The sequence below is a fragment of the Caballeronia sp. LZ016 genome (assembly GCF_031450805.1).
Lineage (GTDB): Bacteria > Pseudomonadota > Gammaproteobacteria > Burkholderiales > Burkholderiaceae > Caballeronia.
In genome coordinates, this window is sequence record NZ_JARTVY010000003.1 from 295,358 (window position 1) to 320,615 (window position 25,258).

24 protein-coding genes and 4 pseudogenes are annotated in these 25,258 nt (G+C 58.9%); 20 read left to right on the plus strand and 8 right to left on the minus strand.

Features of this window, described 5'->3' with window-relative positions:
- Positions 1-43 precede the first annotated feature (43 nt).
- The gene (locus P9220_RS20365) at positions 44-1,627 is read right to left on the minus strand and encodes a PucR family transcriptional regulator ligand-binding domain-containing protein (protein ID WP_309767188.1); all 1,584 of its coding nucleotides are present in this window, start codon (positions 1,625-1,627) and stop codon (positions 44-46) included.
- A gap of 27 nt (positions 1,628-1,654) precedes the next feature.
- The gene (locus tag P9220_RS20370; protein ID WP_309767190.1) at positions 1,655-2,941 is read right to left on the minus strand and encodes an MFS transporter; all 1,287 of its coding nucleotides are present in this window, start codon (positions 2,939-2,941) and stop codon (positions 1,655-1,657) included.
- A 252-nt stretch (positions 2,942-3,193) separates the two neighbouring features.
- Between P9220_RS20370 and gabT the strand changes: the two genes are divergently transcribed.
- From gabT to P9220_RS20415, 10 genes and pseudogenes are all read left to right on the plus strand, one after another.
- Entirely contained in the window at positions 3,194-4,492 is a 1,299-nt protein-coding gene (gabT, locus tag P9220_RS20375) for a 4-aminobutyrate--2-oxoglutarate transaminase (RefSeq protein ID WP_309767192.1), read from the plus strand.
- A gap of 27 nt (positions 4,493-4,519) precedes the next feature.
- Complete coding sequence (locus tag P9220_RS20380; protein WP_309767194.1) at positions 4,520-5,740, plus strand: aldehyde dehydrogenase family protein; 1,221 nt, start codon at positions 4,520-4,522, stop codon at positions 5,738-5,740.
- A gap of 41 nt (positions 5,741-5,781) precedes the next feature.
- Complete coding sequence (locus tag P9220_RS20385) at positions 5,782-6,120, plus strand: tRNA-binding protein (protein WP_309767197.1); 339 nt, start codon at positions 5,782-5,784, stop codon at positions 6,118-6,120.
- 44 nt (positions 6,121-6,164) lie between these two features.
- Entirely contained in the window at positions 6,165-7,769 is a 1,605-nt protein-coding gene (locus P9220_RS20390) for an amidohydrolase family protein (protein ID WP_309767199.1), read from the plus strand.
- A 7-nt stretch (positions 7,770-7,776) separates the two neighbouring features.
- Positions 7,777-8,757, plus strand: a complete 981-nt coding sequence (locus P9220_RS20395; RefSeq protein ID WP_309767201.1) for a GTP-binding protein — start codon at positions 7,777-7,779, stop codon at positions 8,755-8,757.
- Positions 8,758-8,823: 66 nt separating this feature from the next.
- Complete coding sequence (locus P9220_RS20400) at positions 8,824-9,759, plus strand: LysR family transcriptional regulator (RefSeq protein ID WP_309767203.1); 936 nt, start codon at positions 8,824-8,826, stop codon at positions 9,757-9,759.
- A 363-nt stretch (positions 9,760-10,122) separates the two neighbouring features.
- Complete coding sequence (locus tag P9220_RS27090; protein ID WP_404989563.1) at positions 10,123-10,293, plus strand: AMP-binding protein; 171 nt, start codon at positions 10,123-10,125, stop codon at positions 10,291-10,293.
- A gap of 639 nt (positions 10,294-10,932) precedes the next feature.
- Complete coding sequence (locus P9220_RS20405) at positions 10,933-11,154, plus strand: hypothetical protein (protein WP_309767205.1); 222 nt, start codon at positions 10,933-10,935, stop codon at positions 11,152-11,154.
- Positions 11,155-11,579: 425 nt separating this feature from the next.
- Complete coding sequence (locus P9220_RS20410) at positions 11,580-11,786, plus strand: hypothetical protein (RefSeq protein ID WP_309767207.1); 207 nt, start codon at positions 11,580-11,582, stop codon at positions 11,784-11,786.
- A 177-nt stretch (positions 11,787-11,963) separates the two neighbouring features.
- Positions 11,964-12,158, plus strand: a pseudogene (locus tag P9220_RS20415) (IS21 family transposase); the annotation flags it as partial.
- Positions 12,159-12,355: 197 nt separating this feature from the next.
- Here the strand turns inward: P9220_RS20415 and P9220_RS20420 are convergent.
- Genes P9220_RS20420 through P9220_RS20430 form a run of 3 tightly spaced genes read right to left on the minus strand, consistent with a single transcriptional unit; the run spans position 12,356 to position 17,255 of the window.
- Positions 12,356-14,731: a hypothetical protein gene (locus P9220_RS20420; protein ID WP_309767209.1), complete on the minus strand. Its 2,376-nt coding sequence runs from the start codon at positions 14,729-14,731 to the stop codon at positions 12,356-12,358.
- Positions 14,728-16,068, minus strand: a complete 1,341-nt coding sequence (locus tag P9220_RS20425; protein ID WP_309767211.1) for a hypothetical protein — start codon at positions 16,066-16,068, stop codon at positions 14,728-14,730. The genes P9220_RS20420 and P9220_RS20425 overlap by 4 nt, the downstream gene beginning before the upstream one ends.
- Positions 16,065-17,255, minus strand: a complete 1,191-nt coding sequence (locus P9220_RS20430) for a Fic family protein (RefSeq protein WP_309767212.1) — start codon at positions 17,253-17,255, stop codon at positions 16,065-16,067. Before P9220_RS20430 ends, P9220_RS20425 begins: the two co-directional genes overlap by 4 nt.
- A 1,049-nt stretch (positions 17,256-18,304) precedes the next feature.
- Here P9220_RS20430 and P9220_RS20435 point away from each other — a divergent pair.
- From P9220_RS20435 to P9220_RS20465, 7 genes and pseudogenes are all read left to right on the plus strand, one after another.
- Positions 18,305-18,499: an antitoxin gene (locus P9220_RS20435; protein WP_309767213.1), complete on the plus strand. Its 195-nt coding sequence runs from the start codon at positions 18,305-18,307 to the stop codon at positions 18,497-18,499.
- Positions 18,489-18,761 (plus strand): type II toxin-antitoxin system RelE/ParE family toxin, encoded by a 273-nt coding sequence (locus P9220_RS20440; RefSeq protein ID WP_250482173.1) that lies wholly within the window; start codon positions 18,489-18,491, stop codon positions 18,759-18,761. Before P9220_RS20435 ends, P9220_RS20440 begins: the two co-directional genes overlap by 11 nt.
- 302 nt (positions 18,762-19,063) lie before the next feature.
- Positions 19,064-19,447 (plus strand): hypothetical protein, encoded by a 384-nt coding sequence (locus tag P9220_RS20445; protein WP_309767215.1) that lies wholly within the window; start codon positions 19,064-19,066, stop codon positions 19,445-19,447.
- Positions 19,448-19,508: 61 nt separating this feature from the next.
- The gene (locus tag P9220_RS20450; protein WP_250482171.1) at positions 19,509-19,913 is read left to right on the plus strand and encodes a hypothetical protein; all 405 of its coding nucleotides are present in this window, start codon (positions 19,509-19,511) and stop codon (positions 19,911-19,913) included.
- Complete coding sequence (locus P9220_RS20455; RefSeq protein WP_309767217.1) at positions 19,897-20,112, plus strand: DUF3717 domain-containing protein; 216 nt, start codon at positions 19,897-19,899, stop codon at positions 20,110-20,112. The genes P9220_RS20450 and P9220_RS20455 overlap by 17 nt, the downstream gene beginning before the upstream one ends.
- 166 nt (positions 20,113-20,278) lie before the next feature.
- A complete protein-coding gene (locus tag P9220_RS20460; protein ID WP_309767246.1) occupies positions 20,279-20,386 on the plus strand; it encodes a flagellar biosynthesis anti-sigma factor FlgM in 108 nt (35 codons plus the stop codon).
- Positions 20,387-20,466: 80 nt separating this feature from the next.
- Positions 20,467-21,199: pseudogene (locus P9220_RS20465) on the plus strand (Crp/Fnr family transcriptional regulator).
- 69 nt (positions 21,200-21,268) lie between these two features.
- Here the strand turns inward: P9220_RS20465 and P9220_RS20470 are convergent.
- The gene (locus P9220_RS20470) at positions 21,269-21,772 is read right to left on the minus strand and encodes a hypothetical protein (RefSeq protein ID WP_309767219.1); all 504 of its coding nucleotides are present in this window, start codon (positions 21,770-21,772) and stop codon (positions 21,269-21,271) included.
- A 159-nt stretch (positions 21,773-21,931) separates the two neighbouring features.
- Between P9220_RS20470 and P9220_RS20475 the strand changes: the two are divergent.
- Positions 21,932-22,252: pseudogene (locus P9220_RS20475) on the plus strand (methyl-accepting chemotaxis protein); the annotation flags it as partial.
- On the opposite strand, the gene P9220_RS20480 reads toward P9220_RS20475, so the two are convergent.
- Positions 22,197-22,796: an H-NS family nucleoid-associated regulatory protein gene (locus P9220_RS20480; RefSeq protein ID WP_309767220.1), complete on the minus strand. Its 600-nt coding sequence runs from the start codon at positions 22,794-22,796 to the stop codon at positions 22,197-22,199. The pseudogene P9220_RS20475 and the gene P9220_RS20480 sit on opposite strands and share 56 nt — an antisense overlap.
- 202 nt (positions 22,797-22,998) lie before the next feature.
- Between P9220_RS20480 and P9220_RS20485 the strand changes: the two genes are divergently transcribed.
- Together P9220_RS20485 and P9220_RS20490 are read left to right on the plus strand one after the other, a co-directional pair.
- Positions 22,999-23,736 (plus strand): nucleoside 2-deoxyribosyltransferase, encoded by a 738-nt coding sequence (locus tag P9220_RS20485; protein WP_309767222.1) that lies wholly within the window; start codon positions 22,999-23,001, stop codon positions 23,734-23,736.
- Between the two features lie 47 nt (positions 23,737-23,783).
- The gene (locus tag P9220_RS20490; protein ID WP_309767224.1) at positions 23,784-24,713 is read left to right on the plus strand and encodes a tyrosine-type recombinase/integrase; all 930 of its coding nucleotides are present in this window, start codon (positions 23,784-23,786) and stop codon (positions 24,711-24,713) included.
- A gap of 235 nt (positions 24,714-24,948) precedes the next feature.
- Here the strand turns inward: P9220_RS20490 and P9220_RS20495 are convergent.
- Positions 24,949-25,258, minus strand: a pseudogene (locus P9220_RS20495) (methyl-accepting chemotaxis protein); the annotation flags it as partial.

Sequence of the window (25,258 nt, forward strand, 5' to 3'; positions counted from 1 at the left end):
ACACAAAGTGGAAGTCTTCCTACTTAAAGTAGGAAGGCTGGCGTCAATCTTCGCGGAGTCGGTACAGCGCCATCGCGACCTGGACCTGAAATCGAATCTTGGGGTCTTCGAGCGTGACGTTGAGAATTTCTTCGATTCGCTCGAGGCGATAGCGCATCGTGCTGATGTGAATACCCAACGAACGTGCCGCGTTGACCAACTGGAAGCCCTCATCTGCGAGCGTGCACAGCGTCTCTAATAGAGACTCGCCGCGAGGCCGCGAGACAAGTGGCGTGACAAGCCGTTCGATGAGCATGTCGCGGGCGTTCGCGTCGCCAAGAAGCGCTCGAGGAAAGAGAATCTCGTCGAATCGATGCAGTCTTCCGGGGCGCAATGTCGGCAGCAGAGCATCAACGTCCTTCGAGCCTGTCGCCATCCCGTCGACACCTGAGTGCACGCGACTGATTGCCATCGCAGCGCGCTGGTCACTTACCGCGTCCCACAGCGTCTCAGGAGAAGCATCTGCGGGCAGGATGAACTTAATTTGGTTTAGCCATATTGCGAGCAACTCGGGTTGTCCTGATGCTCGAAGCTGACGTTTGAGTGACTCTACCCAGCGCTCACGACGATTCAGGCCCTCCGTGGTCAGGGGTATGGGCTCATCGAGCAGCACAAGGCAGATGCGATATTGGCCCGTTTGACTCCATCCACACACGCGGGCGCGTTCGAGCGCGCTCGGCGTCGAAGTGAACTCGCCGTCGAGCAGCCCGGCTACGAGCGCGTATCCGAGGCGGTCTTCCTGTTGCGCGAGCTGCTGTTGGTGCATTAGATGCAGTGCGGCGACCACACTCGCATGCTCCATTGCTCGAGTGTCCAGTTCATCGACCTCCGCGCCGTCCAAATCGAGCCAGTTCACTGCAACGAGCGAGTCGTGGAGTCGAACTGGCAGCCTGAGCCGATAAAGGGAGCGGCCTGCAATGACAAACTTCACCCGGATGGGCCGCGAGGAACTGCTGGAATCGATAGGTGCATCGGACAACGAGTTCAGGAACTGCTCCTCAAGCACCTGCGTTTCAGATTCTGCGGCCGAGGTACCGAGCAGCTCGCCGGAAATGTTCGTGAATGTTACTTCGCGACCGACCAGCTTTTTGAGCGTGGTTGCGATGTCACCCAGGCTATTCGCTGTCACCGCAGCGTTAGTCAAAGCACGGTGCATTTGCTCCGAGCGCTCGATAATCTCGGCCTGAAAGTTGATTATTTTCGCGAGAATTTCGTGCGTGACTTGACTGAACTGAACAGCCCAAGGGAGCTCGAGAAGAGGAAAGCCAACACTTCGCGCTTCGTCGATGGCTTCTTGAGGGAAGTGGTCGCGAAAGTGAGGAACTGCCAGCACAACCCCCGCCAGCCCGACTTTACTCAGGTCGCGTACCAGTCGTCTCGAAGCCTCAGTGTCGCTCGGCCAGTTATAGCCGGTGGTCAGCAGCAGCTCACCAGGCTTAACCCAGTTGACGATATCTGGGTGGTCGACCATGTGAACCCAGGTGATGTCGCGTTGGAGGCTTTCCTCCCCCGCGACGACTTCTGCTTCACGTAAGACAGTTTCACGAATTGCGGTGTCAAGCTTCATGGCGGCGAAAAGTTTCGCCACGGTATCAGCGCGACACCGCAGCAACAGTTAAACCTCTTTAGGCTGGCGATAACCGAACAGCACGCCCAGCAAGCTGAACGCGGCGGCGAAGATGACGTAGAACGCCGGCGCCATAGCCGTACCTGTCGTGCTGATGAGCCACGTCAGAATGAGTGATGCGAAGCCGCCGAACGTCATGACGGCCAGATTGTAGGCGACCGAGAGTCCAGTCGACAGCACCTTGGTTGGGAAGGTTTCCGACAGAGCGGCCAAGATAGGACCCGTATAAATCGCGATGAGCACGCCGAACACAGCCTGAAAAACGCACAGCGTCGCGAGTGACGGAGCCTTCACAATCATCGCAAACATGGGCCAAGCGAGAACAAGCATCGCAGCCGACGCACCACCGAGCAGCCACTTGCGGCCCACTTTGTCCGAGTACCAGCCGGTGAACGGCGAGAAGACAGTGATGACACCGCCACCGACCATTGCCGCGATAAACGATGCGGATTGCGGAAGCTTCAGGACCTTCACCGAGAACGTCGGCATGTAGAACAGAATCACGTAGATACAAACGGTCCAGAGCACGACCATCGCGAAACTTGCGAAGGCTTGCCACGGGTAGTCGCGGAGAACCTCCTTCAGCGGCGTCTTCGACTTCTCTGCCTTAAGGAAGACCGGCGTTTCATCCAGGTTGCGACGAATGAAGAAGCCGATAGGCCCGATGAGCAAACCGGAGAGGAACGGGATGCGCCAACCCCAACTCTCCATGTCGGCACTGGATAGGCCGAGCGTGATGCCCGTTCCGAAACAGGCACCCATCAACACGGCGAAACCGATGCTCGTCTGAATCCAGCTGGAGTAATACGCCTTCTTGCCCTTCGGTGCGTGCTCCGTCAGGAAGGCAGTCGCCGTGCCCATCTCGCCGCCGGCCGAAAAGCCTTGAAGCAGGCGCGCAAAGACAATCAGGCAGGGGGCTGCCATGCCGATTTGGGAGTACGTCGGGGCGAGACCGATGATTGCCGTACCGGCGCACATTAGAAGAATCGTCAGCGACAACGCAGCTTTCCGGCCGGCGCGGTCGGAGTAGATGCCGATGAGAATGCCGCCAAAGGGGCGAACAAGGAAGCCGACGCCAAACGTCGCGACCGAGAGCATCAGCGACGTGAGGTCGTTGCCAGTCGGGAAGAACAGCTTTGCGATGGTGATGGCGAAAAAGCCGTACACCATGAAGTCAAACCACTCGAAGCCGTTCCCCAGCACGGTGGCGACGATCGCCCGCCGTCGGGCGGCTTTCTCGTCTACGTAGGTTCCTGCCAAATTTACTGTGTTCATCTCCGCTCCCGATGCGTACTTAGCGCTTTCAATGGTCAGTTCGGTTCCGGTCAGGAACCAGCCGCATCCCATTGAACTCAGCCAGAAATCACATAACTACCCATGTTTGGTAGGAACGGAAGCTTGTAGATTAGTGCAAGAACTATGAACTAGGCCAAAGAAAACAAAAACCATCGACGCAATTCCTACTTTTCGTAGGTATTCGCGCGGTTTGTGGCTTCCTACGATGGTCCCATCTCAGGAGGTGATTTGATGAACAAGGAACTTGATAAAAACCGAAGCGCCGTGGCGCTGCGCGAAACCTTCGTTGCCCGTGGGGTCGCGACGGCTCACCCCATCGTTGCTAGTCGTGCGGCAGGTGCGTATCTGTGGGACGACAAGGGCCGCAAGTACCTCGATTTCGTAGGCGGCATCGGCGTGCTTAACGTAGGCCATAACCACCCGGCGGTGGTCGCTGCGGTGCAGCAGCAGCTAGAATCTTTCTCGCATGTCTGCTTCCAGGTGGTCGGCTACGAGCCGTACATTCGCTTGGCAGCGCGTCTGTCGGAACTGGTCGCTCCCGGCCAGGGCTACAAGTCGGTCTTTCTGACGACCGGCGCCGAGGCAGTCGAGAACGCCATCAAGATTGCGCGTGGGTACACGAATCGCCCTGGCGTGATTGCCTTCCGAGGCGGCTTCCATGGCCGCACGCTCCTTGGCATGTCGCTTACGGGCATGAGCGCACCCTACAAGCAGAACTTCGGACCGTTCGCGCCCGACGTCTACCATGCTCCGTACCCCAATGCATACCATGGCATCAGCTCGGACGATGCACTGAAGGCTCTCCAGACCATTTTCAGCACGCAAATCCAGCCGGACCGAGTCGCGGCAATTATCCTTGAACCGGTACAGGGTGACGGTGGCTTCCTCGCGGCACCGGCTGAGTTCATGCAAGGGCTGCGCGAGCTCACGAAGAAGCACGGCATCGTTCTGATTTGCGATGAAATCCAGACGGGCTTTGGCCGCACCGGGAAGATGTTTGGCTTTCAGCACTCGGGAATCCAGCCTGACCTCGTGACGGTGGCGAAGAGTCTCGCAGGCGGTCTTCCCATCTCAGGCGTTGTGGGCCGCCCCGAAATTGTCGACGCGCCGCAACCCGGCGGATTGGGCGGTACGTACGGCGGCAACCCGTTGGGTTGCGCGGCTGCAAATGCCGTGTTGGACATCTTCGAACAAGAAAACCTGCTCGAGCGCAGCGTCAAAATCGGCGAGCAACTCCGCGCTGGGCTGGAAGGGTTGAAGGCTCAGCACGCGGAAATGGGCGAAATCCGTCAAACCGGCGCGATGGTCGCTGTCGAGTTTGTCTCCGACGCGAGCACGAAGTCCCCGGACAGCGCTCTCGTACAACGCATCCTCGACGCAGCACGCGAAGAGGGCCTGCTCATCATCAAGTGCGGCGTTGAACGCAATGTGGTCCGCTTCCTGTCGCCCCTGACGGTTTCGGACCAGGACGTATCGGACGCACTTGGGATGTTCGGTCGCGCGGTGACTGCCGCCAAGGCTGCGGCCTAAACGATGTCTGAAGGACGGAACGACGCGTTGGAACTCGGTTCACCTGCTCACGCGGCGGAGGTGAAGCCGAGGGCCGAGCGTCGTTTTGACGTTTTCAATCCCTTTGATGGAGCGCTTGTCGGACAGGCGCCAGACATCGAATGCCGCACCCTAGAAGCGACCTTTGTTGAGGGCGCGCGCCTGGCGCGCACGCTTCGCAGCAATCAAATCATTCAGCGTCGACTCGGAGTCTGGGCGGTAAAGATTGAAGCGCATCGTGACGAACTTGCGAAACTCGTCAGTCTCGAGACGGGCAAGCCAATTCGTCTTGCTCGCATAGAGGTCTCCGCAGCCGTCTCTGCTCTTCACGCGTTCACGCTGTGTCCCGAGCTACCGCTCGTTCGCGATTCGACTTCCGCACATTCGGCATTCGCCATTCTGAACTGGTGCGACCCGGTGTTCTCGACGGTCACTGAGGCCGCGACCGTCTTGAGTTCAGGGCGAGCCCTTGTTCTTAAGCCGTCATCCCGTGCACCGCTGGCTTCCCAGGCAGTCGGAGCGCTTTGGCAGGATTACAACGAGTTTGACGCGCTCTTCTCAGTTGTTCCCTCGACGGACGCTATCGGAATGTTCCGCGCGGCGCTGATGAGTTCTCATGTGACCGAAGTCCGCTTTCGCGGTAGTCGTGACGTCGCGGCTTTCGTAGCAAGTGCGTGCGATGAAGCTGTGGCGCCAGTGACCATCTCTACAAGTGAGCGCCTCCCTCTTGTGCTTGATGCCGGAACTGATGCTCAGGCAGCCAGCGATGCCATTATCGGCCGCGCTTTTCTGCAACCACTGCTGCCTTGCGGGGAGCGCGTCTCCTGCCTGTATGTGCACGACTCGCTCGCAGATCCATTTGTCCGGGCTCTTGTCGAGAAGATGAGCGCCCTTCGGGTCGGCGACCCACTTGGGGACGAAACTGACATTGGACCGGTCATCGACGATGTTGCGACTGCCCTGATATCAGAGCAGGTCGAAGAAGCCCTGTTGGAAGGAGCAGCGTTAGCTGGCGAGCAACCCCTCTTTGCGGGGCGACGACTCCGTCCGATGGTTTTGGACTACGCAACACCGTCAATGCGTGTATGCAGCGAAGACGTAGAAGGCCCAGTTGTTCCTGTAATCAGGTTTAGCCATCCGTCCGAACTCCCGAACGCAAAGTACCTGACCATCGAGTCCTTAGTATCGTCGGCGACCAGCGGGCGTTTAGATTTCTCAAAGCGCAACTGACCGCACGCACTGAATTGCAAACTTTTTTGAACAGTCACAACATGAACGAGACTACCCCTTACGAAGCGTTCTCGATGGTCGACATGCGTGCTGGCCGTATCGCACGAATCGAACTGAACACTGAGGCCCGCAAACCCGCGTACAAAATCTGGATTGACTTCGGCGAGCTCGGAGAGTTGGCGACGAGCGGCCAGTACACGGCGCTTTACCACGCCGAGGAACTGGTGGGCCAGATGGTCGTCTGTGCAGTCAATCTTGGGAGCCGCCGCATCGGCGGCTTCAAGTCTGAAGTACTGATGCTCGGCGTTGAGAACGCGGACGGTGCGGTGGTTTATCTGAAGCCTGAGCGCGACGTCGCGCCTGGCACGAAAGTATTCTAATAGCATTCGAATGCCCGCCGAGGGCACACTAAGATGGAGACGAAATGAACGCGCCCGCAGCAGAGATTGAAGTTGGCGAGGAAATGGTCGCTGGCTTTGCCAAGAAGGGATTGGGACAGGTACAGGCAGCGACGACTCGCGACCGCGGCGTCGGGCCTTTTCACAGGCTCGTGCTGCGCGGTGCGATGGTCATTGATGGCACGGGTGCCCCTCCCTGGGGGCCCGCCGACATCGTCGTCGAGGATGGGCGCATCGCCCTTGTTGCCGCGGTAGGCGTTCCAGGGTTACCAATCAACCCGTCGCGTCGTCCCGAAGCTGGCGACCACGAGATTGACTGCACCGGGAAGTTCGTCACACCTGGCTTCATCGACTGCCACGCACACATCGGTACACCGTTCCATGCAGAGAACGGCGAGATGTTGCCCGCGGACTACATCTACAAGCTATGGCTTGCTCACGGGGTAACGAGTGTCCGTGAAGCCGGTACGATGAACGGCCTTGCATGGACGCAGCAGCAGGCCGCGGCCGCCGACGAAGGCAAAATCGCCGCGCCGACGCTCTATCCGTATGTGTATTTCCCTGCGGTCAATGACTACCTGAAGACCATCTATACGCCGGAGCAAGGTCGGGAGTGGCTGCGCAAGGCACATGCAAAAGGCGCGCGAGGCGTGAAGTTTTTCGGCGCACCGCCAGCAATCATGCAAGCCGCACTGGACGAAAGCAAGAAGCTTGGACTGAGGACGTGTTGTCATCATGCGCAGCTTTCTGTTGGGCGCATGAATTCTCTGCGTACCGCTCGTTGGGGCCTCACGAGCACGGAGCACGCGTATGGCATTCCAGAAGCGCTGTTCGACGGCCGCACGCTCCAATCGGTCGGCGACGACTACAACTACAACGACGAATACATGCGGTTCGCGACCGCCGGGCAGACGTTCCTGCAAGCAGCGCGGCCGGGTAGCGCGAAGTGGAATGAGGTCCTCGAGGCCTTCTTGGAAGCGGGACACACTTTCGTTCCGACCATGAACGTATACGACAGCAATCGTGACCTTATGCGCGCCCGTCGCGCCGACTGGCATGACGAGTACACTGACAGTACAACGTGGAAATACTTCCAGCCGCAGCGCGGTGGGCACGGCGCGTACTTCTACCGCTGGTCGGTGAAGAATGAGGTCGAATGGAAGGAGAGCTTCAGCATCCTCATGACCTTTCTGAACGAATACAAGAACCGCGGCGGGCGTGTGTGTGCCGGTAGCGACTCCGGCTTCATGTATCAAGTCTACGGGTTCGGGTTTGTCCGTGAGCTCGAATTGCTGCAAGAGGCAGGCTTCTCTGCGCTTGAGGTGATGCGTGCCGCGACATCTCACGCTGCCGAACTGCTCGGTGTCGAAAACGAGGCTGGGACGCTTGAAGTCGGCAAGCGCGCAGACATTCTGATTCACGACCAAAGTCCGCTTGCGGACTTCAAGCTGCTGTATGGCACTGGCGCAGTCCGGTTGAACGAAGAAACGAACGGGCCGGAATTCAAGCGTTGTCTGCTGAAGACCATTCGCGGCGGAATGGTGTACGACGTCGAAGAGCTGCTCGCGGACGTTCGGGAGATGGTCGCCGGTACTTGGACCGGTTCAACGACGTCTCAGGCGAGGAAGTGAGGTTGATATGCAATCCGGGTCTCAGTTTGTAATCGTCTCGGGCATGCTCGGCAGCGGGAAGACCTCACTGCTGGAGAGCCTGTTCGCCAGCGAAGATGCCTCCAATACCGCCGTCATTGTGAACGAAGCCGGAGAAATCAATATAGACGGCGCGGTGCTTTCCGAATCCGCCCGCGGTATGTCGATGGCAACGCTCAGCAATGGATGTGTCTGCTGCTCGCTGACGAGTGACCTTGCTACCACCATTCAAGACTTGATTCAGTCTCGCGAGATTGCCGGTAAGAAGCCGTTCTCTCGCATAGTGCTTGAATGCAGCGGTCTCTCCCGCCCGGGCCCGATTGTCTCATCGTTGCAGGAACTCGCAGACCTTCGGCTCAAGCTGCATTTAGTGACCACGTACGACTGTAGTCGCCCGGCCTTGCTTACCGGCGACTTCAACGATGCTGCGGCACAGTTGGTTGCGGCCAACACCATTGTGCTCACAAAAATTGACCTCGTTTCGAGCGCGAAACGTGAGGAAGCACTGCAAGCAGTCACCGCGATAAACCCTTTCGCACGGGTCGTCAACCAATTCTCTGACTTGGTACGAGCGCGTCAGGCATTCGAAGCGCCCGAGAAGGGCGGCGTGGTCGTCGGGGATACGCATGGCACGCCGTCCGAGCGCCGGCGGTTGCTACATCCGCGCGTTCGAGTTTTCCGAGCGGAAATCCACGAAAGCCTCGCATGGGAAGCGGCATTGGACTGGCTCGAGAATATCGCCGGGGCCCTTGGAGATCGATTGCTGCGCATCAAGGCTATCGTTCCGGGAGAAAATCCCGACGTGCGAATTCTGCTGCAAAGCGTCGGTTCGACGTTTTCTGCACCTCGGCGTCTGCGTTCGTCTACGACAGCGGCACTCGGAGCCATCATTATTGCCAGAGACTGCGGGCGACAAGAATTGGAAGACGTCGCAACAGAGCACGAAGTGAATTGGTTTAACAACTTTTAGTCTTGCAATGCGCACGAAGGTGCAAGTAATGCTCCTCCATACCGTTTGCACTAGATTAGGTAACCCATGCGCTCCAAGCTTCCATCGCTTCAGGCTCTCTTCGTCTTCGAGGCTGCTGCGCGTCATCTTAGTTTCACGAAGGCAGCCGGTGAATTGAATGTTACCCCGGTTGCCGTCAGCCGCATGGTTGCTCGGCTTGAAGACTCATTAGGCCTCAAACTGTTCGAGCGCGGGAGATCAGGGAATACTTTGACCGATCAAGGTATTGTTTTGCTGCGCTCTGTTGGGTCCGGATTCGACCAAATCGCCGCAACGTTGGACCATCTGAGCAGCGAACACGCTCGCGGCAATACCGTTACCGTGTCGGTCGTGAACGGCTTCGCATCGCAATGGCTGCTTCCGCGCTACTCCGATTTTCGCAAGCAGTTCCCCTCGGTAAGCCTTCGGCTCGAAATCGCCGCGACAACGGGGGTCGGGCCGCTTGAAGCTGCGGACCTTGGCCTGCGGAAACACGGGCGAGGTGCGGAAACGAGCCCGAGATATTTCTGTCCGGAGGTGATTATTCCAATCTGCAGCGGGCGATACTTCGACGAATTCGGCTCACTCAGCGAAATGAACCTTCGTCGCGGCCACAGCCTAATCCACCTAGATCCGACCACGTTGACGTGGGCAGATTTTTTTCGAATAACCGGTTTGCCTGAGCCCGCCTTGATACAGCCTGTTCATTGTTCCGACGCGGGAATTTCTGTCCAGAGTGCAATGCTCGATCAAGGGATTGTTCTAGGTTGGCTGCAAGCGGTTGCGGCTCCCCTAAATCAGAAAAAAGTGATTCCAGCATCCAGATACTGTATCGCTACTGGCCGGCACTATGTTCTTGAATATCGTAGTGCTGCCCCCCCGACGCATGTGCGGGAAGTCGGCGAGTGGCTGATCGGCGGCATGCGAGAGGAACTCGACGCCACGCGGTCCCTTCTCGAAGGCTTAACAATCCTTCAGACTTGATTCGAGCTTGTCAAACCAACGGGAGTCCATCGTGAGGACGCCAAGTCGCCACCTGATACAGAACAAGCTTCCATGGCATTCCGTCGAGGCAAAGTTTCACATTCATTGGTCCCCGCTATACGCGTCGGGACCGTCAGCTTTATCTGTCACTAGCTGATAAATCATGCAATCATTCGCCGGCCTTCTATCGTCGACGTGCGGCCCGTTTGACGTGACTACCAATCGGCATGTCGCCGCCGGAGACTAAGAAGAGCCACGTCGAATAAAGTCGACCCATGACGTGACTCGTAACACCGAAGCCTGCATATCCAATGGTGAAAGAATTTGGCCGCCGTACGGTCTCGTCTAGGACGTCGCGCGGCGTTGCGGCGAGCGAGGCTCGTCATCCCGTCGAGGGCATCGGGCAGTTGCGGCATCGCGGCACCGTTTCGCGAGCTCAAGGTCGCCGACCAAAACGGGCAGCCGGTGAAAGGTGGCGAGCCGGGCGAGTTGATGGTGCGCGGGCACTGCCTTCGTCATTTGTCGAGTATCTGAAACTTGAGCATGACCTGCGCTTCGCTTTGAGTACGACCGAGAATCAACAACCGCTCGTTAAGTCTGAACGACTGCCGCGTCTCCTGGCTGCGGCTCATACGTCGACCACGATGCGTCCCTTCAGGGAGCCTTCCGCGAATCGCTGCGCGGCATCGATCGCCTGATCGAGCGTCACCGTCTAGGTGATGCGAGCCAGCTTATCCCAATCATGGGCTGCAATCATGACCTGGCGCCCGTGTTCCTTTGGCAAGAGTTCTTAGCTGCAGCGCCGCAAACTGGGCGATGTGAACGTCATCCATCGACTGGACGGGATCGTCCGGAAATTCGATGGGATCGCCGAATTCGCGGAGCGCCGCCGCTGTCCAGACATTGACTTCCGGAACGTACGAATTTTCACTTCGTCGGACGGCACGAGCAGCGCTTGCCGCCGTGATGGTAGCCGCGCTCGCGGCGGTGGCGCTGCTGGCCTTGGCGGTCGGGGTGCGAGGCGTGGGAGGCGGAGATTTTCGCCGGCTGGGACGCAGATGCATTGAGTGCAAGACTTTCCCGTCAGATTCTTCATCTAAACGTTGACATTTTGCAAATCGGGGGGTTACGGTCATTCGCTATTCGCAAATAGCGAAGCAGAGGAAGCGGGCAATGTTAAAAAGTCAAGATATTTTGGTTGCTTTGAAGCTCACCAGCCTCGCGCTCCAGAGCAAAGCAAAGGCAAATGAGAAAATTCCGGTGTCGACGTGGAGGGGCTGGGAAGAGCAGTGGGAGGAAGCCGACCGCCAAGAGAATCGATGGCCACTCGCTTCTTCGCCGACAATGGCCAATTGCGGTGGACGTATGCTGATCTATCACAGACGCTACGGCTGAGCGCGTCGGAGTGCAACGCGGCCGTTAAACGGGGACTCACTAGCGGACCTATCGGTGTCGCTGAAAAGTTCGCAGCCGCAGCCGCGCCCTGCGCCTAAGCAGCTGCTCGAATTCATTGTTCACGGCGTGAAATATGTATTTCCGGCTAAAGAGGGACGACTTGCAAGGGGAGTCCCGACCGCTTTCGGTGCTCCGGTACTGAAGGGAAAGATGCTGACCGCCGGTGAACATGAGTAGGTATGGGAAGATGCACAGGGGCTTTCGACCGGCCTGAGCATTGAGCCGTTGCATAAGTCAGTGCCTTTTGCAGTACGCGCCGACCCGGTCTTATATGAACTGCTCGCTTTGACTGACGCCATAAGGTTCGGCAAGGCAAAGGAAAATACCTTGGCCACGGAGAGCCTGAGCAAGAGAATGCTGTCTATATGAATACCTTCGATAGACTACAGATGATGCTGGGAGCCGTCTCCACAGCGCTCGGGGATGACCTACTCGATCGCGTCGCGTTCGTCGTCCAGCGCCGCGACGCCTACGTCACGAGTTCCGCGCGGGCGTTTCTTGAGATCACCCGGCGGGTAGCAGCCACCAATGAGCGCGCCAGAACGGTGAGCGCCCTGTCAGACGATGCTTGATGCCAAGCCATAACAGCTGCGAAGTAGAACAAGTCTGGCAACGACTTGACATAAAGGAATTTACCGCAGACGCGTGGCAGTACTATCTAATATTCGCGTCGATAGAATTGCGAGAGGCGGGTCACCGATGAAGTCTAACTGACGCGACCGATTAAGAGGCAACAATCGATGCAAGGCTTGTCGGCGGCGTTCCGCAATCTCGATGCCGACGCGCGCAAGGATCTGACCACGCGTTACGATGCGCTGTGCGCCCACTACGACATGCAGCCCACACGCAACAACCATGGCGTTGCCCATGAGAACGGCTCCATCGAGAGCCCTCATGGCCACCTCAAGAGCGCAGTGCGTGATGCGTTGCTTCTGCGCGGCAGTCGGTCCACCCCGACCGTCGTATATTTCATTTTGCACCCTCCGGTTAGTCTGTGATGACCTCAATGATCTTCCATTAGGGCACTTTGATGCCGTCGGCCTGTGAGGGTCCGCCTCTTCGGCGTCACCCACTTATTAGGTGGGGGCGTTAATTCCATTTGACGCGCTGCTTTCACCCCTCACGCGATAATGCCGGCCCATCAGCTGTCGTTGCTTATCGAAAACTTGCGGACCTGCTCGACGGTCCATAGCGGTTCGTCGGCATCATGCATTGCACGCTCAAGCGCCCGCAGCGCCATCCATCGCCGATATTTTGGCTCTGGATGCTCCTCTGCGAGCGCCTTTATCGCCGCATAGGCCTCAGAGCCGGGTACCTCAACCAACATGTCGAACAAGGAATCGCGACCTTCCTGCGCCTTGTCGCGGAGCGTCGGCGAGTAGGCTCCCCTACCAATGCGATCTATATCCTCTCCAGTTCGTACGTAGAGGTTCATCAAGATATAGAGCCGCTTAAGATCGGCGGCGTTTCGATAGGCGCTAATGCGTGTACCCGCGCCGTGCCGATCGCCGAGCAGTGCGACAATAAATAGCTGAGCAAAGGTCGAAGCATCCGCAGGGGCAAGCGCATCGAGGTGTTGTTCCAACGCAGGGATCGCCGCTTCGGGATTGATATTGACCCAGAGCGCAAACCACCGTGGCCGCTGATCCTCCAACAAAGCATCTGTGGCTTTCTTTGCCGCGAGCGCTCCAACAACGCCGGGGGCAGCACTGCTCGCAGCCAGAATGTTCAGGCAATAGCGCAGCGAATCGGCATTGAGCACATCGTGCGCGACCAGCCAGTCTAGGATCAGGGGCGCGACTTCGCCGTGCAGCCATGGCGCGTGGTAGAGAATGTCGTGGAGGATATAGTGAAGCGGGTGCTCGCCAACGCTATGTTCAAGCTCCCAAACAAGCTCTGTTGCCACGGCCTGAAAGCCGATTTTCGGAAAGGCGCGATATAGCCTCTCGAACCATGCTGGAAAGCCGTTCAACTCCCAAGTGACATAACGAAAAGCGTGCCGTGCTTCCTTTTCAGTCAGCCGCTTCGCAAACGCGCTGTCCTCTGCCGCTTCGATTGCAAGGCCGGTCATTGCAAAGACTAGCGAGAAGGGCGTCGAGCCCGTCTCGCCGCCCTCCGATCTTAAGATCGGCCGATAGGCACGCCAATGCGCGATCGCGGCATCGCGAAAGGCGCGGGCGACCGGCTCCCCAAACTCAGGCATCAGCGCCCGCCAATTCGCACCGTTTGCGCGGCTAGTGGTTGCGTCGCTATTCATGACGCTGAGAAGCAGGTGATACTGGTCGTTACTGAACTCACCTGGTTGTAAGCCTGCGGGATGCAACACCCGGTCGGGATTGGCCCTAAGGGCGCGGACCCAATCGCTGCGGTTCTTCTTTTGCTTGCGTTCGCGCGTTTCGCTTTCGCGCTTCCAACGCCGGTTTTCCGCCTCCATCTTGACCATGGCCGCCGATGGCTTTGGATCAAGGCGCGCTTCCAGGGTCGCGGCAAGCGCCGGGGCATCAGCGACCGCTGCGCGTAATGCCGCGAGCCAAGCCGACGGGCGATCAGAATCTACATAGATTTGAAGACAGCGCGACAGCGCGACGGCTCGATCGTCCCCGTGTTTCCCGGCGACCCATTCCAGGCACCGCTCGAAATCCTCCGCGCCAAAGCGCCAGAAATGGCCGAGATAGGCTATCGGCCAATCATCTGTCAGCGCATCACCCTTTGCGGCCCTACGCGCACGGCATACTTCAATCGACGTCCAATAGAGCCGATCGTTAAGTTCTGGCCAGCGCGGGACGTTCTTGTTCAGCGCGTTCTTATAGTCGTCGACATCGCCGTTCCGCCAGAACTGCAGGGCCGGCAGATTGCGCAGCACCGCAATTGCGGCAGGCATCAGCGCCTGCGCCGACCGCGCCGAGACTAAGCGATCGACGGCGTGAACGGCGACGGGCATCAGCCACAGGAATTCTTCCGAGATTTGGCATTCACCACGCTCCACAAAGGGCTCGCGATCGAAGAAACCATTCAACCCCTCAACCAGGCGCCCGAGCGGATGATCTTCGATAGCGTCTGCCATTACCGGCAACTTCTCGACAAACTTGTGAAGCGAATAGCTGAGGCCTGTTACGTTGAAGCGCTCGTGCGGCGACGCGTGGGCGAGTATTCGTAATATGAGATCCACGCTGGGCGCGGTCGGCGCCGCCCAATCCACCAGCTCAGCGAAAACGGCACGGTCCAAGGGGCCAGGGTCCGTAGCGATCGTCTTCCAGAGACTATCCTTAAGCGCCTCGTCACCTACCGACATGACGCCCCGAATCGCGGCGATTCGAGCGTATTTACCGCGCGACGTGTTGGCCGCAATGTCAAAGAGTACCGGCGCACAGCTTGCCATCTCTCCCTGCCAGACAAGCCGGCCCAGAAAGAAGATGACGTCGTCACTGTCTCTATATCTTTCGAGCAGCGCCAATGCGTCGCCTGCCAGGTCGGGAGCGGCGATGCGTTCGATCGCGCTATTTTCCATGACGCTCATACTTCCCTTCCTATAGCAATCCGGTTGACGATATCGCGAAGCATGCTTTGGCGAATCTTTAGCGGCAGGCGCGACGGATCGCCGCCTTCGCTCGCAATCTCCGGGGCTAGGGCGAGGGCTTTGTCGCGCACCTCCTCATCGAACAGGATCAACCATGCTAATATCGGGCGCGTCCGCGGCACGATGACTTGCTCGCCGTAGCGTTCACGAAAGAATAGGTCCTCAACCCGCGCGCGGACGCCAGGCTCGTTCAGCAGATCATTTGCCCATTCGGCAGTGAGCAGTTCACGGATTTCGCGGTGGCGAAACCGGACGCTGGTATAAACGATGTCATCAAACAGGCCGGTGCGGAGGAGCGTGTCGATCTCGGCGTCGGTCCAGCCTGTCAGTAAAGTGCGCGGGTCGAGGCGATCCGCGGTGTGAACGCCCGCTGGAAGGCCAATGACGGTCTTGCCGGTCATCGTCACCGCGGCCGCCAGTATGCGGGCACCATCCCGCATCTGGGCGGCGTTAGGGCGCACCGGGGCAGTTACGGCCAGCCGTGGTTTGGTCTGCAGCGCGATCATCCGCTGGAGCACTTCGAGGCGACTCCCGAGTCGATGGTCAGCGATCCAAACGCCAATCAGCGCCTTTAAGTCAAACGGACGCTCGGCCAGGGTCAGGAGATTAGCTCGCCTCGCCGCGTCGACGAAGTTAGTCACGTCGCTTACGCCATAATGGCCGGCGAACAGCGCGATCTCATCCTCCGACAGTCCGGCTAGCCGGTACAGCTTGAGCGTAGGGTCGCTCTCGCTGCTAGCGGTGTCATCCTCGCCATCGGACGCTGGCTCGCCATAGGGCAGATGCTGTTCGATCAGCGTCTGGTCCGGTAGCGCCCGCCAAGCATCCTCCCGGCTGGTGATAAAGATGTGTGCACGATCGAGCGCGGTATAGATCTTAGTGCCGAAGATGCGGACTGCATCCTCCAGCGCGCGCGGCGTCTCTAACTGGGCTTCGTCGACCGAATCGAGGAAGAACCAAGCTTCCTCCGTGGAGGCGAGCCAAGCGGCGAACTCGTCCGCCGTGCCGACCTCGAACGACTGGTCGAAAATCGCGTCGATTCTTTCAATTCGGATGAAGAAGGCATGACGGCCACGCTCCTTGATCCGACGTGCACGCGTTTGGGCTTCGAACGTCTTACCGGCCCCCGGGTCTGCAATGATTAAGACACGGAACTGGTCCTCAATCTGATGCCACCGCTGAGTTCGGCCCAGACCGGGCGCGAGAAAGTCCCAATCTTTCGAGTGAGGCGACATCGGCGAAAACCGCCGGATGAGCTCGACGATCTTCTCTGTCATGTCCGCGATCCCGCGTTGGCAGGGTAGAGGTTAGGGAACCAGCGCTCGGCCACGTCGACGGGAAAAGCCAGACGCAGGGGCGCGCGGTGGGTCGCTGCGGTCAACATCCCTCGGTCAACCAGCCCAGCCGTAACATTGCGCGCGCCGCGCTCCTCGTAGCCGGTAAGCGACGGAATTTTAGAGCGCTCGACCTCGCCGCTCATCAGCGCTTCGCGCAGAACCGGGAAGCTGCCACGGTGCAGGCGCTTCGCCCGCACCTCCTCCTCAATGTGAATTTCAATGCGGGTCAGCAGCGTCGCCGGTTCAAGTAGCCCGCTCATGAAACGTATTTGATCGACTGAACGATCCAGGAAGAATTTGCAGAATTCGATCAACCCGCGCTGAGTGAGATTGCCACGCCCGTCCAGGTCGCCTTCGCGCGGCCTATCAGCCCGCGCAAGCAACGCTTTGTAGTTCGTCTCATCGCGCGCCAGGCCCCGCGCCACTGACCATAGACTGGTTCCGACCTCAAGCCGCTTGAACAACGCGTGGGACATCAGCCGCGCGACACGGCCATTCCCGTCAAGGAAGGGGTGAATCCACAGCAGGCGATGATGCACTGCGCCGACAGTCTGAAGTTGCCGAAGCCTGGTAAGCGGCGGCGATCCATAAGCCATATCGAAACGCGACATGAAGCGGGGCAGGTCTTCATGCGGTGGCGGAATGTGCCGGCCAACTTGCACGTCTCGCTTGCGCCATTCGCCGGGAACTATCTCGAGACGCGCGCCAGTCTTCTCGTCAGTGACGAAAAGCATCTCCGGCGGTAGTCGCGCGCAGAATTCTTCATGTAACCACGACGCATAAGCTGCTGAAGCCGGCCACGCATCTGGATCGCGTCCGGTATCGATCAATTGCTGAACGTGGATGTGGGCGACCGCTTCCTTCTGTAGGTCACGCTTCTTGGGTTCGGCCGAGAAGTCGTTGGCAAGTGCCCGGTCAATGTCGCGCGGATGAGTGTCGTGCCCTTCGATCAAATTGGAGTAATAGCAGTTCATCGAGCGGACAAGATCACCGATCGAATCCAGCAAGATTGGATGAAGTCGGCCCGCCAATCGACTCGCTTCCGCGACGAGCGACAGCGTGTCATCTTCGAGAAGTCGAGACGACGATTCCTCTGGAACCATCGGGCCCATGGTAGTCGTATCCATAGTCGCATTCTACCGGATTCCATGCCGGATCGTTGGCGGAAGTCTTGTTTTTAAATCAATCCATTACGTGGTCGAATCCTGTGGTGCAACCGGATTGTGTGCCGGTTTGTGTGCCGGTTGCCAAAGAGGCGTCATGCCCGCCGCGCCGTTTGACATAATGGCAGTTATCGAACGATCGTTCGAAACAAAATCCCTATTCTGGGCGCCAAGTGAGTTTCCTCGGGGCTGTCGTGCGATGTCGCTGCGCGTCTTTCCAAGGCGGGAGTTTCACTTGTGAAACTATGATTTCAAGGGTCGAACTTTTCGACGCCACGCCGCTTTAGACCGTCCTAAGGTTTACGATAAAGGGTATGTATCGGGGAGGCGCCTAAGGAAGGCTCGTATATCGAGGCGATCGCTCGTCGAAGGGTTCGGACATAAGCGCGTGGCCGGTTGAGTCGCCGTCAATATTTGCGAGTCGGCTGAGCAGGTCGGTCACCGCGCAGATTTGATGGTGCATAAGGTGACGGCTGCGCAAGAGTTGTTCGAGCCGCCTGCGCCAGTAAAGAAGCGGCACAGCAGAATTTGGCTCCCGCAAGACCGCTTCAACAGCAAGTCGTATATGGGAGATATCGGCGTCGATCATCCGGAGCTCGAACGCCCCTAGGAGGTTGGTGTCACGGGTGTCCATGTCGTCATAACGGCATGGACGCGCGACTGCTGAAGCGCTACCCGTTGCGACGCGCGCCGTGCTTGACGTGGTTTCCACGTGGAAACAAGGAATCCCGCACAGTTTCCTCCTTGGCAGGGACCGACGAACTAGGCTCCGTCGATCTACGCCGCGCAGGTTGGATTCACGCGAACCGTCCGCTGGGCGAGCCCACACTAGCGAAAACCGGAAAATACATGGTTGAGGTCACCTTCTTCCTCAAGCCTACCATTCAAAGGCGAACCACCGCATAAGAAGCTAAAGTAGTCGTCAGCAGGGCGCGCCTGTCCTCTGGCGCGGACATACGCTGACGCGCCAGGGTGCCCGCGCTATCATGAAGGGTATCTTAGCGAGGCGCCTCATGGGAAATATTTGGACCGAACCGGCAGTGAGCGGGCACGACACGAAGGAAGAAGCCGAAGCCTACGACGAGTGGTTCCGGAAAGAAGTCCAACTCGCGCTCGATGAGGAAGGCGAAGACATTCCGCACGATCAGGTCGTCGCGGAGATGCGCACGCACATAGAGGCCAAACGACGAGCACGCAATGCTCGTTGACTGGCGCCCGCGCGCTCGGCGCAGCCTTCAAAGCATCTACGACCACATTGAAGAAGACAATCCGGCCGCCGCAGACTTCGTATTCGAAGCCCTCATCGCGGCGGCCGCTTCTTTGCCCGACCACCCCTACGTCTACCGCGAAGGCCGCAAGCCAAACACCCGGGAGATGGTCGTGATGCCGAACTACATCATTGTCTATCGCGTGAAGCGTGATCGTATCCAGATCGTGAACGTGCTTCACGCGCGGCGTCGTTACCCCTGAATCTCCCGGAGCACGGGCCTGCACGATGTGCTCCGCCTCCTCTCGGTTACCGATCGAGATTATGCGATCGTGGGATCGTAGAGCGAATGCAGCTCGACGAAGCTGCGCCCCGATCGTTCGCTTCAGGATGTCTGCCGTCCGTCGCCGGCGCGGCCTTGACTCTGCCACGCGGACCGTAATCTGTCACTTGCACTGCGCTGCCTAAACAATATGAACGGGTTGCCGTTATGCAGAGTTGTGCCCATGTGCGGGCCGTCGCAACCGCTCAAATTCCGACAAGTTCAACAAGTGACAGAGGAAAAATGTATTTCACTACGCCCCAATGGTGGGAAGACGCCCGACAACTGGCAGAGATCCAGCGCGACGTTACTGGCAAAATCGTAGAGTCGTCAGTCGCTGCCGAAATGAACGACCTGCAAGCGAGGCGCAAGGCCTATGCGATGTTTCTCGACCTTGCGAAGGCAGAGATGAATTTGAGCAGCGTGGTAATTCGCCAGACTGTCGGTATCTATGAGCGCTTTGGGCAGTCCGAGATGAGGCCCGAGCTGACGCGACTGTTCGGACTTACGGACATTTCTTCGCTCACTTCGAAAAGCGACGAGGAGGTGAAGCTTGCGCTGACGCTGAAGAAAGCCGATCCCCATATTACGCGCCATGAACTGATGAGCCGTCTGTCGATGCACTAGACTCACGGGTGACCGTGCAGCGGACACGGTCGAACGGTTCCACAATTGAAAAGATCACGCAATGATGCTCGAGTCGTATAAAAAGCTGAAGACGTCTGACTGGATGGAAATCGGTCGGGAGCTACTGGCCTACAAGAAGCAAGTGCGAGCTGCGTACCCGAGTGACTCCATTTACCACGAAAGGCGCGCTGCTCGCCTCTTCTATGACTACGCCGAAGTCACCCACAAGCTCAAAGAGCAAACGGCGAGAAACCTGATCAGGAACTACGAGCGGTTTGGCACGTCTCATATCCGAGACGACCTTGAACGTGCTTTCACCACTAGCGAGTTGACTATGCTGGCGGCGAGGACCGACGATGAGGTCGCTGCCGCACTCGGGTTCAGGCTGGCAAACCCCCAAGCTGGCCGCGAAGAACTGAGAGCCTATCTCAAATCGACGACTGCAAAGCATGTACTCGATCACTGACGTTGAGCAGGCCATCAACTATTGGCGGGAGCGCCAAGCTTCGACGGACGATTTCTCCATCTGCCCCCGCGGTGGCGTGCTCGCTGACGTCTATGGCTCGATGATTTTCCACCAGCAGGAATTCGTCGAGCCACGGAGCCTTACACCGGAACAGAACGAGGCGCTGAGCCTAGCACTTGCCCAAAAGGAGCTCTTCTAGGTAGCCGTGCAGAGAAAAACCTGCGTCGGTACGAGCGGCCGTTACCGGTGCGCTTGCGAAATATCGCTGCCGGCAGAATTCTTCCCACTGAGCATCCACTACGCGTCAGGCGCTGCCTTGACAATGCTGTCGCGTCAGTAACCTAGGTAGTGAGCCGAGTATCCTAATCAGAGCCGCTCTGCGTGACGGTAGCTACAGCATCGATTCGGGCAGCATCGCCGACGGCATGCTCGGCACGGCGCGCGAGCTAATGCAACGCCAACCACGAGTCTGAAGAAGCGTCGCCGTCTGTCAACTCCGCAGTAACGCTTTCATCGACCTCCATGTTGCGCCCGTCGAGCGAAATAGATATCGATATTGACAAGGTCGCAGCACCTTCACGGCAATCATTTGCTGGGCGCCCTTCCCTCGCTGGAATGGGAACTCGTAGCAGCAGACCTCGAACTGGTTCAGCTGCGTGCGGGGCAACTTTTGCGACTCCGGTAAATGCATCCACCACGTGTACTTCCCAACGACGGCAGTCATCACGTTGTTGCATACGATGGAAGATGGCGGCAGCGTCGAAGTGGCAGCAATTGGACGCGAAGGCATGACTGGCGTGCCGGTGTTGACCGGCGGGGATAGCATGCCGACTCGCGTGCAGGTGCAAGTAGCCGGGTCGGCGTATCGGACGACCGCCGGCGCTCTCAGGGCGCGCTTCGCCCGCTCCGACCTGCTCCGGCGCATTACGCTCATTTACATGCAAGCGCTGCTCACACAAGTCGCTCAAACCGCCGCGTGCAACCGTCATCATACGTTGAGCAAGCAGGTGTGCCGGTGGCTCCTGCTTCAAGCGGACCGTGTACGGTCGGACGAGATGCGGGTGACGCAGCAATCGATCGCTGACATGCTCGGCGTGCGTCGCGAAGGGGTAACCGAAGCGATTGGGAAGCTGCACGATGCGCGTCTTCTCCATAACACGCGCGGGTGCATCAAGCTGCTCGACCGGGCTGCTCTTGAAGAGCGCTCGTGCGAATGCTACGGCATCGTCAAGCGCGAGTTCGATCGGATGCTGCCGGGGACGCGTCAGGCGAATGCGTTTGTCTAGGAACTAGTTGCGACTACGAGACTGCGCGATCGGGGGTCGCGCCTTGCCTCACGCTAGTGACGCAGCTCTTTAGTGCAGCGCTCCACAGGTGAGCGCAATGTCTCGCGTCACCTCGTGCGGTGGGTCTTCCCTCAAGTCGTCGACGGCATCGACGAACGCCTCATAGAGTTCGGCCAGCTCGGGAAATTCAGCTTGCAGAGTCGCCATGCCGCGTTCACGCTCATCGATCAGCGCGGAGACGTTAGCGAGACGGAGCGTTGCGCGTAGTTCATCGGCAGGAAAGCCGAGATACTTCTCGGCAGCATCAATTGCATGCTCAAGGGCGAATTCAACCGTGCCGTGACGACCGCGAAGGCCGGGCGCCGAGTAGCCCAACAGCAAGGTGTCGCCGCGAGTCTCCGTCGCAAGCAACGCTGCGATATCTTCTTTCACCGGTCGGGGGTCGGCCACCACCTTGCTGAACATGCGACGCGCCTCTGCCTCCGGGACGTCTCTGCTCATTAGCTCAATGCAACCGCCGTACACGTCGATCTGTAATTGAACGTAGATTGTCGTTTCTTCGCCTATCGTCATTGCTCGTGAAGCTCGCTGTTTCTTCGATCCGTTGAAGGCTGATGCCCCCGCCTTCGCTTGATAACGGCTCGGCGGCCAAGATGTTTAGCCGTTGACGCGCCTGCGGTGCGGTTGTCAGGGTATCAAGGCGCAGACTGCTTAGCGGTGCCGAGACCCCGAATGGACGAGATCGCGTCGGCTTCCAACGAAGAGAGTCGCGGAATCGAGCAGGTGAATACGGCGATTGCCTAGATGGACGAGGTCACGCAGCAGAACGCAGCGCTCGTCGAGCAGGCGGCCGCCGCTGGCGGTTCGCTTCAGCATCAGCCGAAACGCTGCGCGCGACGATGGCCGTCATCAAAACCGAAGCGTGAGCAGGCGTTGGCGAGCGGTCGACTGACCGCTTTGCGTTTTCTAAAGAACGAAGACGCCCCGCCCTGCGCGGTTATTTCCGCTTCGCGCGGGGGGCCTTCGCCGCTTTGGGCGTCTTTGCGGCCCTAACGGAGCGCACCGGCGTTGCGTTCGTTTCTGAATTCGGCTTCTTAGTGCCAGCCGCTTTGGTGTCAGCAGCGGAGATCAGAAACTTGGTCCTGTCCTTCACCGATGCCAACCATCCCGGCGCCTTGCCGCGGCCGCTCCATTCGGCTCCCGATTTGGGATCTCGGTACTTCGCTGGTTGGGGACCGCGAGGGTAGTTCCCCGTGCGCTTGCCCGAGTCGCTATCGTTAGACTCGACTGCCGCAGAGACCAGAAATCTCGCACGATTCTTAGCATTCGCTATCCACGCCGGTGCTCGGCCTCGACCGCTCCACGTTGCGCCCGTTTTCGGATCGCGATATTTGCCGGTCGCAGCTAGCGCAGCCTTGGCCCAGTCCTTTCCTGCGCCAGCTCTACCTCGACTAGTCAGGTCGTCGATTGTCAGGCCGTGCTCTTTCATGAGCGAATGAATTTTTGCGACGGCAGCAATGGCCTGCTTCTTTTGAATCGCGTCTGCTCGAGCCTGCAATTTCCTAATCCTTTCTTCGATGTTTGAGAGGGTCGTCATTTTCTCCCCTTAGGTCGTCTGACGTTCCGCACTATGCCATACGTCCTTTCTTCCAGGCTCGGAGACGCAGGCTAACGAACTCGCAACCGCCGTTGGTCAGTTCCCCGTAGCTTGAGGCGGGAGCGGCGAGTGACTTGACTAGGCGCGGTTATTGGTAAGCTCATAGGCGTTCCAATAGCCCTGCAGTCGAAGCCACGAACCGATGCCCAAAAGAAATTCGACGAAGTCGCAGCGCGCAGTGATGGAGTTGCTCGATCAGGGCTTACCGGTCGACCAGATAGCAAACAGTCTCGGCAAGAGCGCCTTGGCTGTGAAGAAGCAGCTAAACCGGATCAAACGCCGGGTCCGGGAAGGAAGGATCGACCCATCTCCGCTGCCGATTGAGCGCGCGGCGAGCGAGCCACGCATCTACCTTGCGGGCTTCGATGTCTTCCGCCGTAACGCGAAAGAACACGGCGAGCACCTCAAGCAGCTCTGCCGCGATCGCGGCTTCGTTGGGCTCTATCCGCTCGACGGCAACGTCCCCTCTTCTCTCACACCGCAGGACGCTGCGCGCCACATCTATGTGGCGAACGTCCAGTTGATCCGTTCGGCGGATATCGTCATGGCGAACCTCGATGATTTTCGGGGCGCGGGCGAGCCGGACAGCGGCACTGCGTTCGAAGTCGGCTTTGCCGTTGCGCTTGGCAAGGCCGTGTGGGCATATCGATCCAGTGAAGCGCCGCTGGCTGCGCGCGTTGAGGCAGCGGCGACCGAAAGCGACGGCGCTTTTTGTGCGCGCGGCTATCTTATTGAAGACTTTGGCTTGAGCGTCAATCTGATGCTGGCGTGTTCCGCACGCATCGTCGTCGGCGGACCCGCAGCTTGCCTTGACGCCATCCAGCGAGAGATCGCAGGAAGCGCCCCCGTCGCTGGTGGCTTTGGGTTGGCGAAGCGATAGCTTCGCTGTAGTGTCTGGTTGTAGTGAAATTCAGTATATAGATTATTATGCCTGACGACCTTTGGCTTATTGCACCAGAAGACGCCTACGCAGCATGGCAACGTGAGGAAGCCACCGGCGCCGACCGCCGCGCGTTCGCAGACCAAACGATCGTCCAGCACCGCTCGATGTTCTCGCGGTTCAACGACTATCTGAGGGCCCATCGGGCAACGGTCGCCAACTACGGCGCTGACCACCTCGACGGTTTCTTCATCGACCTTGCGCAGGACTGCGCGCCCGGCACAACGACGCGCCTGCGCTATCTCAAGCTGATTGACCGATTCACGCGTCACCTCGTGAACTCCGAGCTGCGCGCTGACAATCCAGCCGCGCAAATGCTTGCCAATGAGACTTGGCCGGAAGACGAACCAACGCCGATCTATCTGTCATCGGGAGACGATGCACGGCTCCAAGCGGTGTGTGTTGCAACGGAAGGTGCTGTGTTCAAGGAACTGCGGAACACGGCGATCGTGGCGCTGTTCCTCGCGTCGGGCGTTACGGCAGCCGAACTCCGGCAGTTGCGAGTCGACGACCTCGATGTGGTCGGGGAGCGCCCAACCGTTTTCGTTGAGAAGCACGGGCCTCGTATCGCGCGGCGTGTGCCGATTGATGCGTTCGCGGCCGACGTTTTGGGCAAGTACCACAGGGCGCGCCGAAGCACGCCATGCGCGACGCAATGGTTGTTTATCGCCACCGCAGGGGGCAAGCCGATGCAGCCGGACACCATGCTCAAATGCGTGCGGGCAGCGCTTCGACGCGCGGGGATTGTCTGCGGCCGACGAAAGCCCTCGGTTGCTCAGAAACACGTTCGGGCGTCGGCATATAGTTGCCGGCAAGACGAACGAGCAGGTCAGCAATCTTATGGGCCTGTCCAGCCATCGCACCGCTACCCGCCTGCGCCAAACTCTCGACGTCGGCGAGATTCAGGCGACGGCTGAGCCATAGATCGTTCGGACTCTTTCACGACCGCTGCGCTTCCGCAACCGGCCATTTGCGGTCGCTCCGCATCGCCTCACTGGCGCCGTTCGGATGACTGGTTCACACTCGGAACCAGCCGCGAAACAGCATCGAACTATAGAGCACGTCGGAGTGCGGCGTGGCGCCGCTATTGCCTATGAAGGCCCGGTCGTGACCATCGAAAGCCCCGCGACGGATCCGACGTCAACAGCGGCGTCAGAGAGCGCTCCAGCCGTCGACGGTGGTGGGCTGCGCCACGGCAAGCTGAGCGACCCGCCGCGCTGCTTGCGTCGATGCAGCTGATGCGCTGTCCACAGTGAAGAACGCCACGGCTTCGTTGAGCCTGCGTCCCTGCTCTTCGAGCGACGTCGCGGCGGCGGCCGCTTCTTCGACGAGCGCAGCGTTCTGCTGCGTGACTTCGTCCATCTGCGTGATTGCGAGATTCACCTGCTCGATGCCGCGCCCCTGCTCAGCCGACGCCGCCGCGATCTCCTGCATGATGTCCGTCACGCGCGCGACGGCCTGC

What these genes read in the sequence shown, in the direction of transcription:
- P9220_RS20370 (WP_309767190.1), bottom strand. Translation starts at nt 2,941, where the DNA reads ATGAACACAGTAAATTTGGCAGGAACCTACGTAGACGAGAAAGCCGCC.
- gabT (WP_309767192.1), top strand. Translation starts at nt 3,194, where the DNA reads ATGAACAAGGAACTTGATAAAAACCGAAGCGCCGTGGCGCTGCGCGAA.
- P9220_RS20385 (WP_309767197.1), top strand. Translation starts at nt 5,782, where the DNA reads ATGAACGAGACTACCCCTTACGAAGCGTTCTCGATGGTCGACATGCGT.
- P9220_RS20390 (WP_309767199.1), top strand. Translation starts at nt 6,165, where the DNA reads ATGAACGCGCCCGCAGCAGAGATTGAAGTTGGCGAGGAAATGGTCGCT.
- P9220_RS20395 (WP_309767201.1), top strand. Translation starts at nt 7,777, where the DNA reads ATGCAATCCGGGTCTCAGTTTGTAATCGTCTCGGGCATGCTCGGCAGC.
- P9220_RS20400 (WP_309767203.1), top strand. Translation starts at nt 8,824, where the DNA reads ATGCGCTCCAAGCTTCCATCGCTTCAGGCTCTCTTCGTCTTCGAGGCT.
- P9220_RS20405 (WP_309767205.1), top strand. Translation starts at nt 10,933, where the DNA reads ATGTTAAAAAGTCAAGATATTTTGGTTGCTTTGAAGCTCACCAGCCTC.
- P9220_RS20410 (WP_309767207.1), top strand. Translation starts at nt 11,580, where the DNA reads ATGAATACCTTCGATAGACTACAGATGATGCTGGGAGCCGTCTCCACA.
- P9220_RS20420 (WP_309767209.1), bottom strand. Translation starts at nt 14,731, where the DNA reads ATGAGCGTCATGGAAAATAGCGCGATCGAACGCATCGCCGCTCCCGAC.
- P9220_RS20425 (WP_309767211.1), bottom strand. Translation starts at nt 16,068, where the DNA reads ATGACAGAGAAGATCGTCGAGCTCATCCGGCGGTTTTCGCCGATGTCG.
- P9220_RS20430 (WP_309767212.1), bottom strand. Translation starts at nt 17,255, where the DNA reads ATGGATACGACTACCATGGGCCCGATGGTTCCAGAGGAATCGTCGTCT.
- P9220_RS20435 (WP_309767213.1), top strand. Translation starts at nt 18,305, where the DNA reads ATGGGAAATATTTGGACCGAACCGGCAGTGAGCGGGCACGACACGAAG.
- P9220_RS20440 (WP_250482173.1), top strand. Translation starts at nt 18,489, where the DNA reads ATGCTCGTTGACTGGCGCCCGCGCGCTCGGCGCAGCCTTCAAAGCATC.
- P9220_RS20445 (WP_309767215.1), top strand. Translation starts at nt 19,064, where the DNA reads ATGTATTTCACTACGCCCCAATGGTGGGAAGACGCCCGACAACTGGCA.
- P9220_RS20450 (WP_250482171.1), top strand. Translation starts at nt 19,509, where the DNA reads ATGATGCTCGAGTCGTATAAAAAGCTGAAGACGTCTGACTGGATGGAA.
- P9220_RS20455 (WP_309767217.1), top strand. Translation starts at nt 19,897, where the DNA reads ATGTACTCGATCACTGACGTTGAGCAGGCCATCAACTATTGGCGGGAG.
- P9220_RS20470 (WP_309767219.1), bottom strand. Translation starts at nt 21,772, where the DNA reads ATGACGATAGGCGAAGAAACGACAATCTACGTTCAATTACAGATCGAC.
- P9220_RS20480 (WP_309767220.1), bottom strand. Translation starts at nt 22,796, where the DNA reads ATGACGACCCTCTCAAACATCGAAGAAAGGATTAGGAAATTGCAGGCT.
- P9220_RS20485 (WP_309767222.1), top strand. Translation starts at nt 22,999, where the DNA reads ATGCCCAAAAGAAATTCGACGAAGTCGCAGCGCGCAGTGATGGAGTTG.
- P9220_RS20490 (WP_309767224.1), top strand. Translation starts at nt 23,784, where the DNA reads ATGCCTGACGACCTTTGGCTTATTGCACCAGAAGACGCCTACGCAGCA.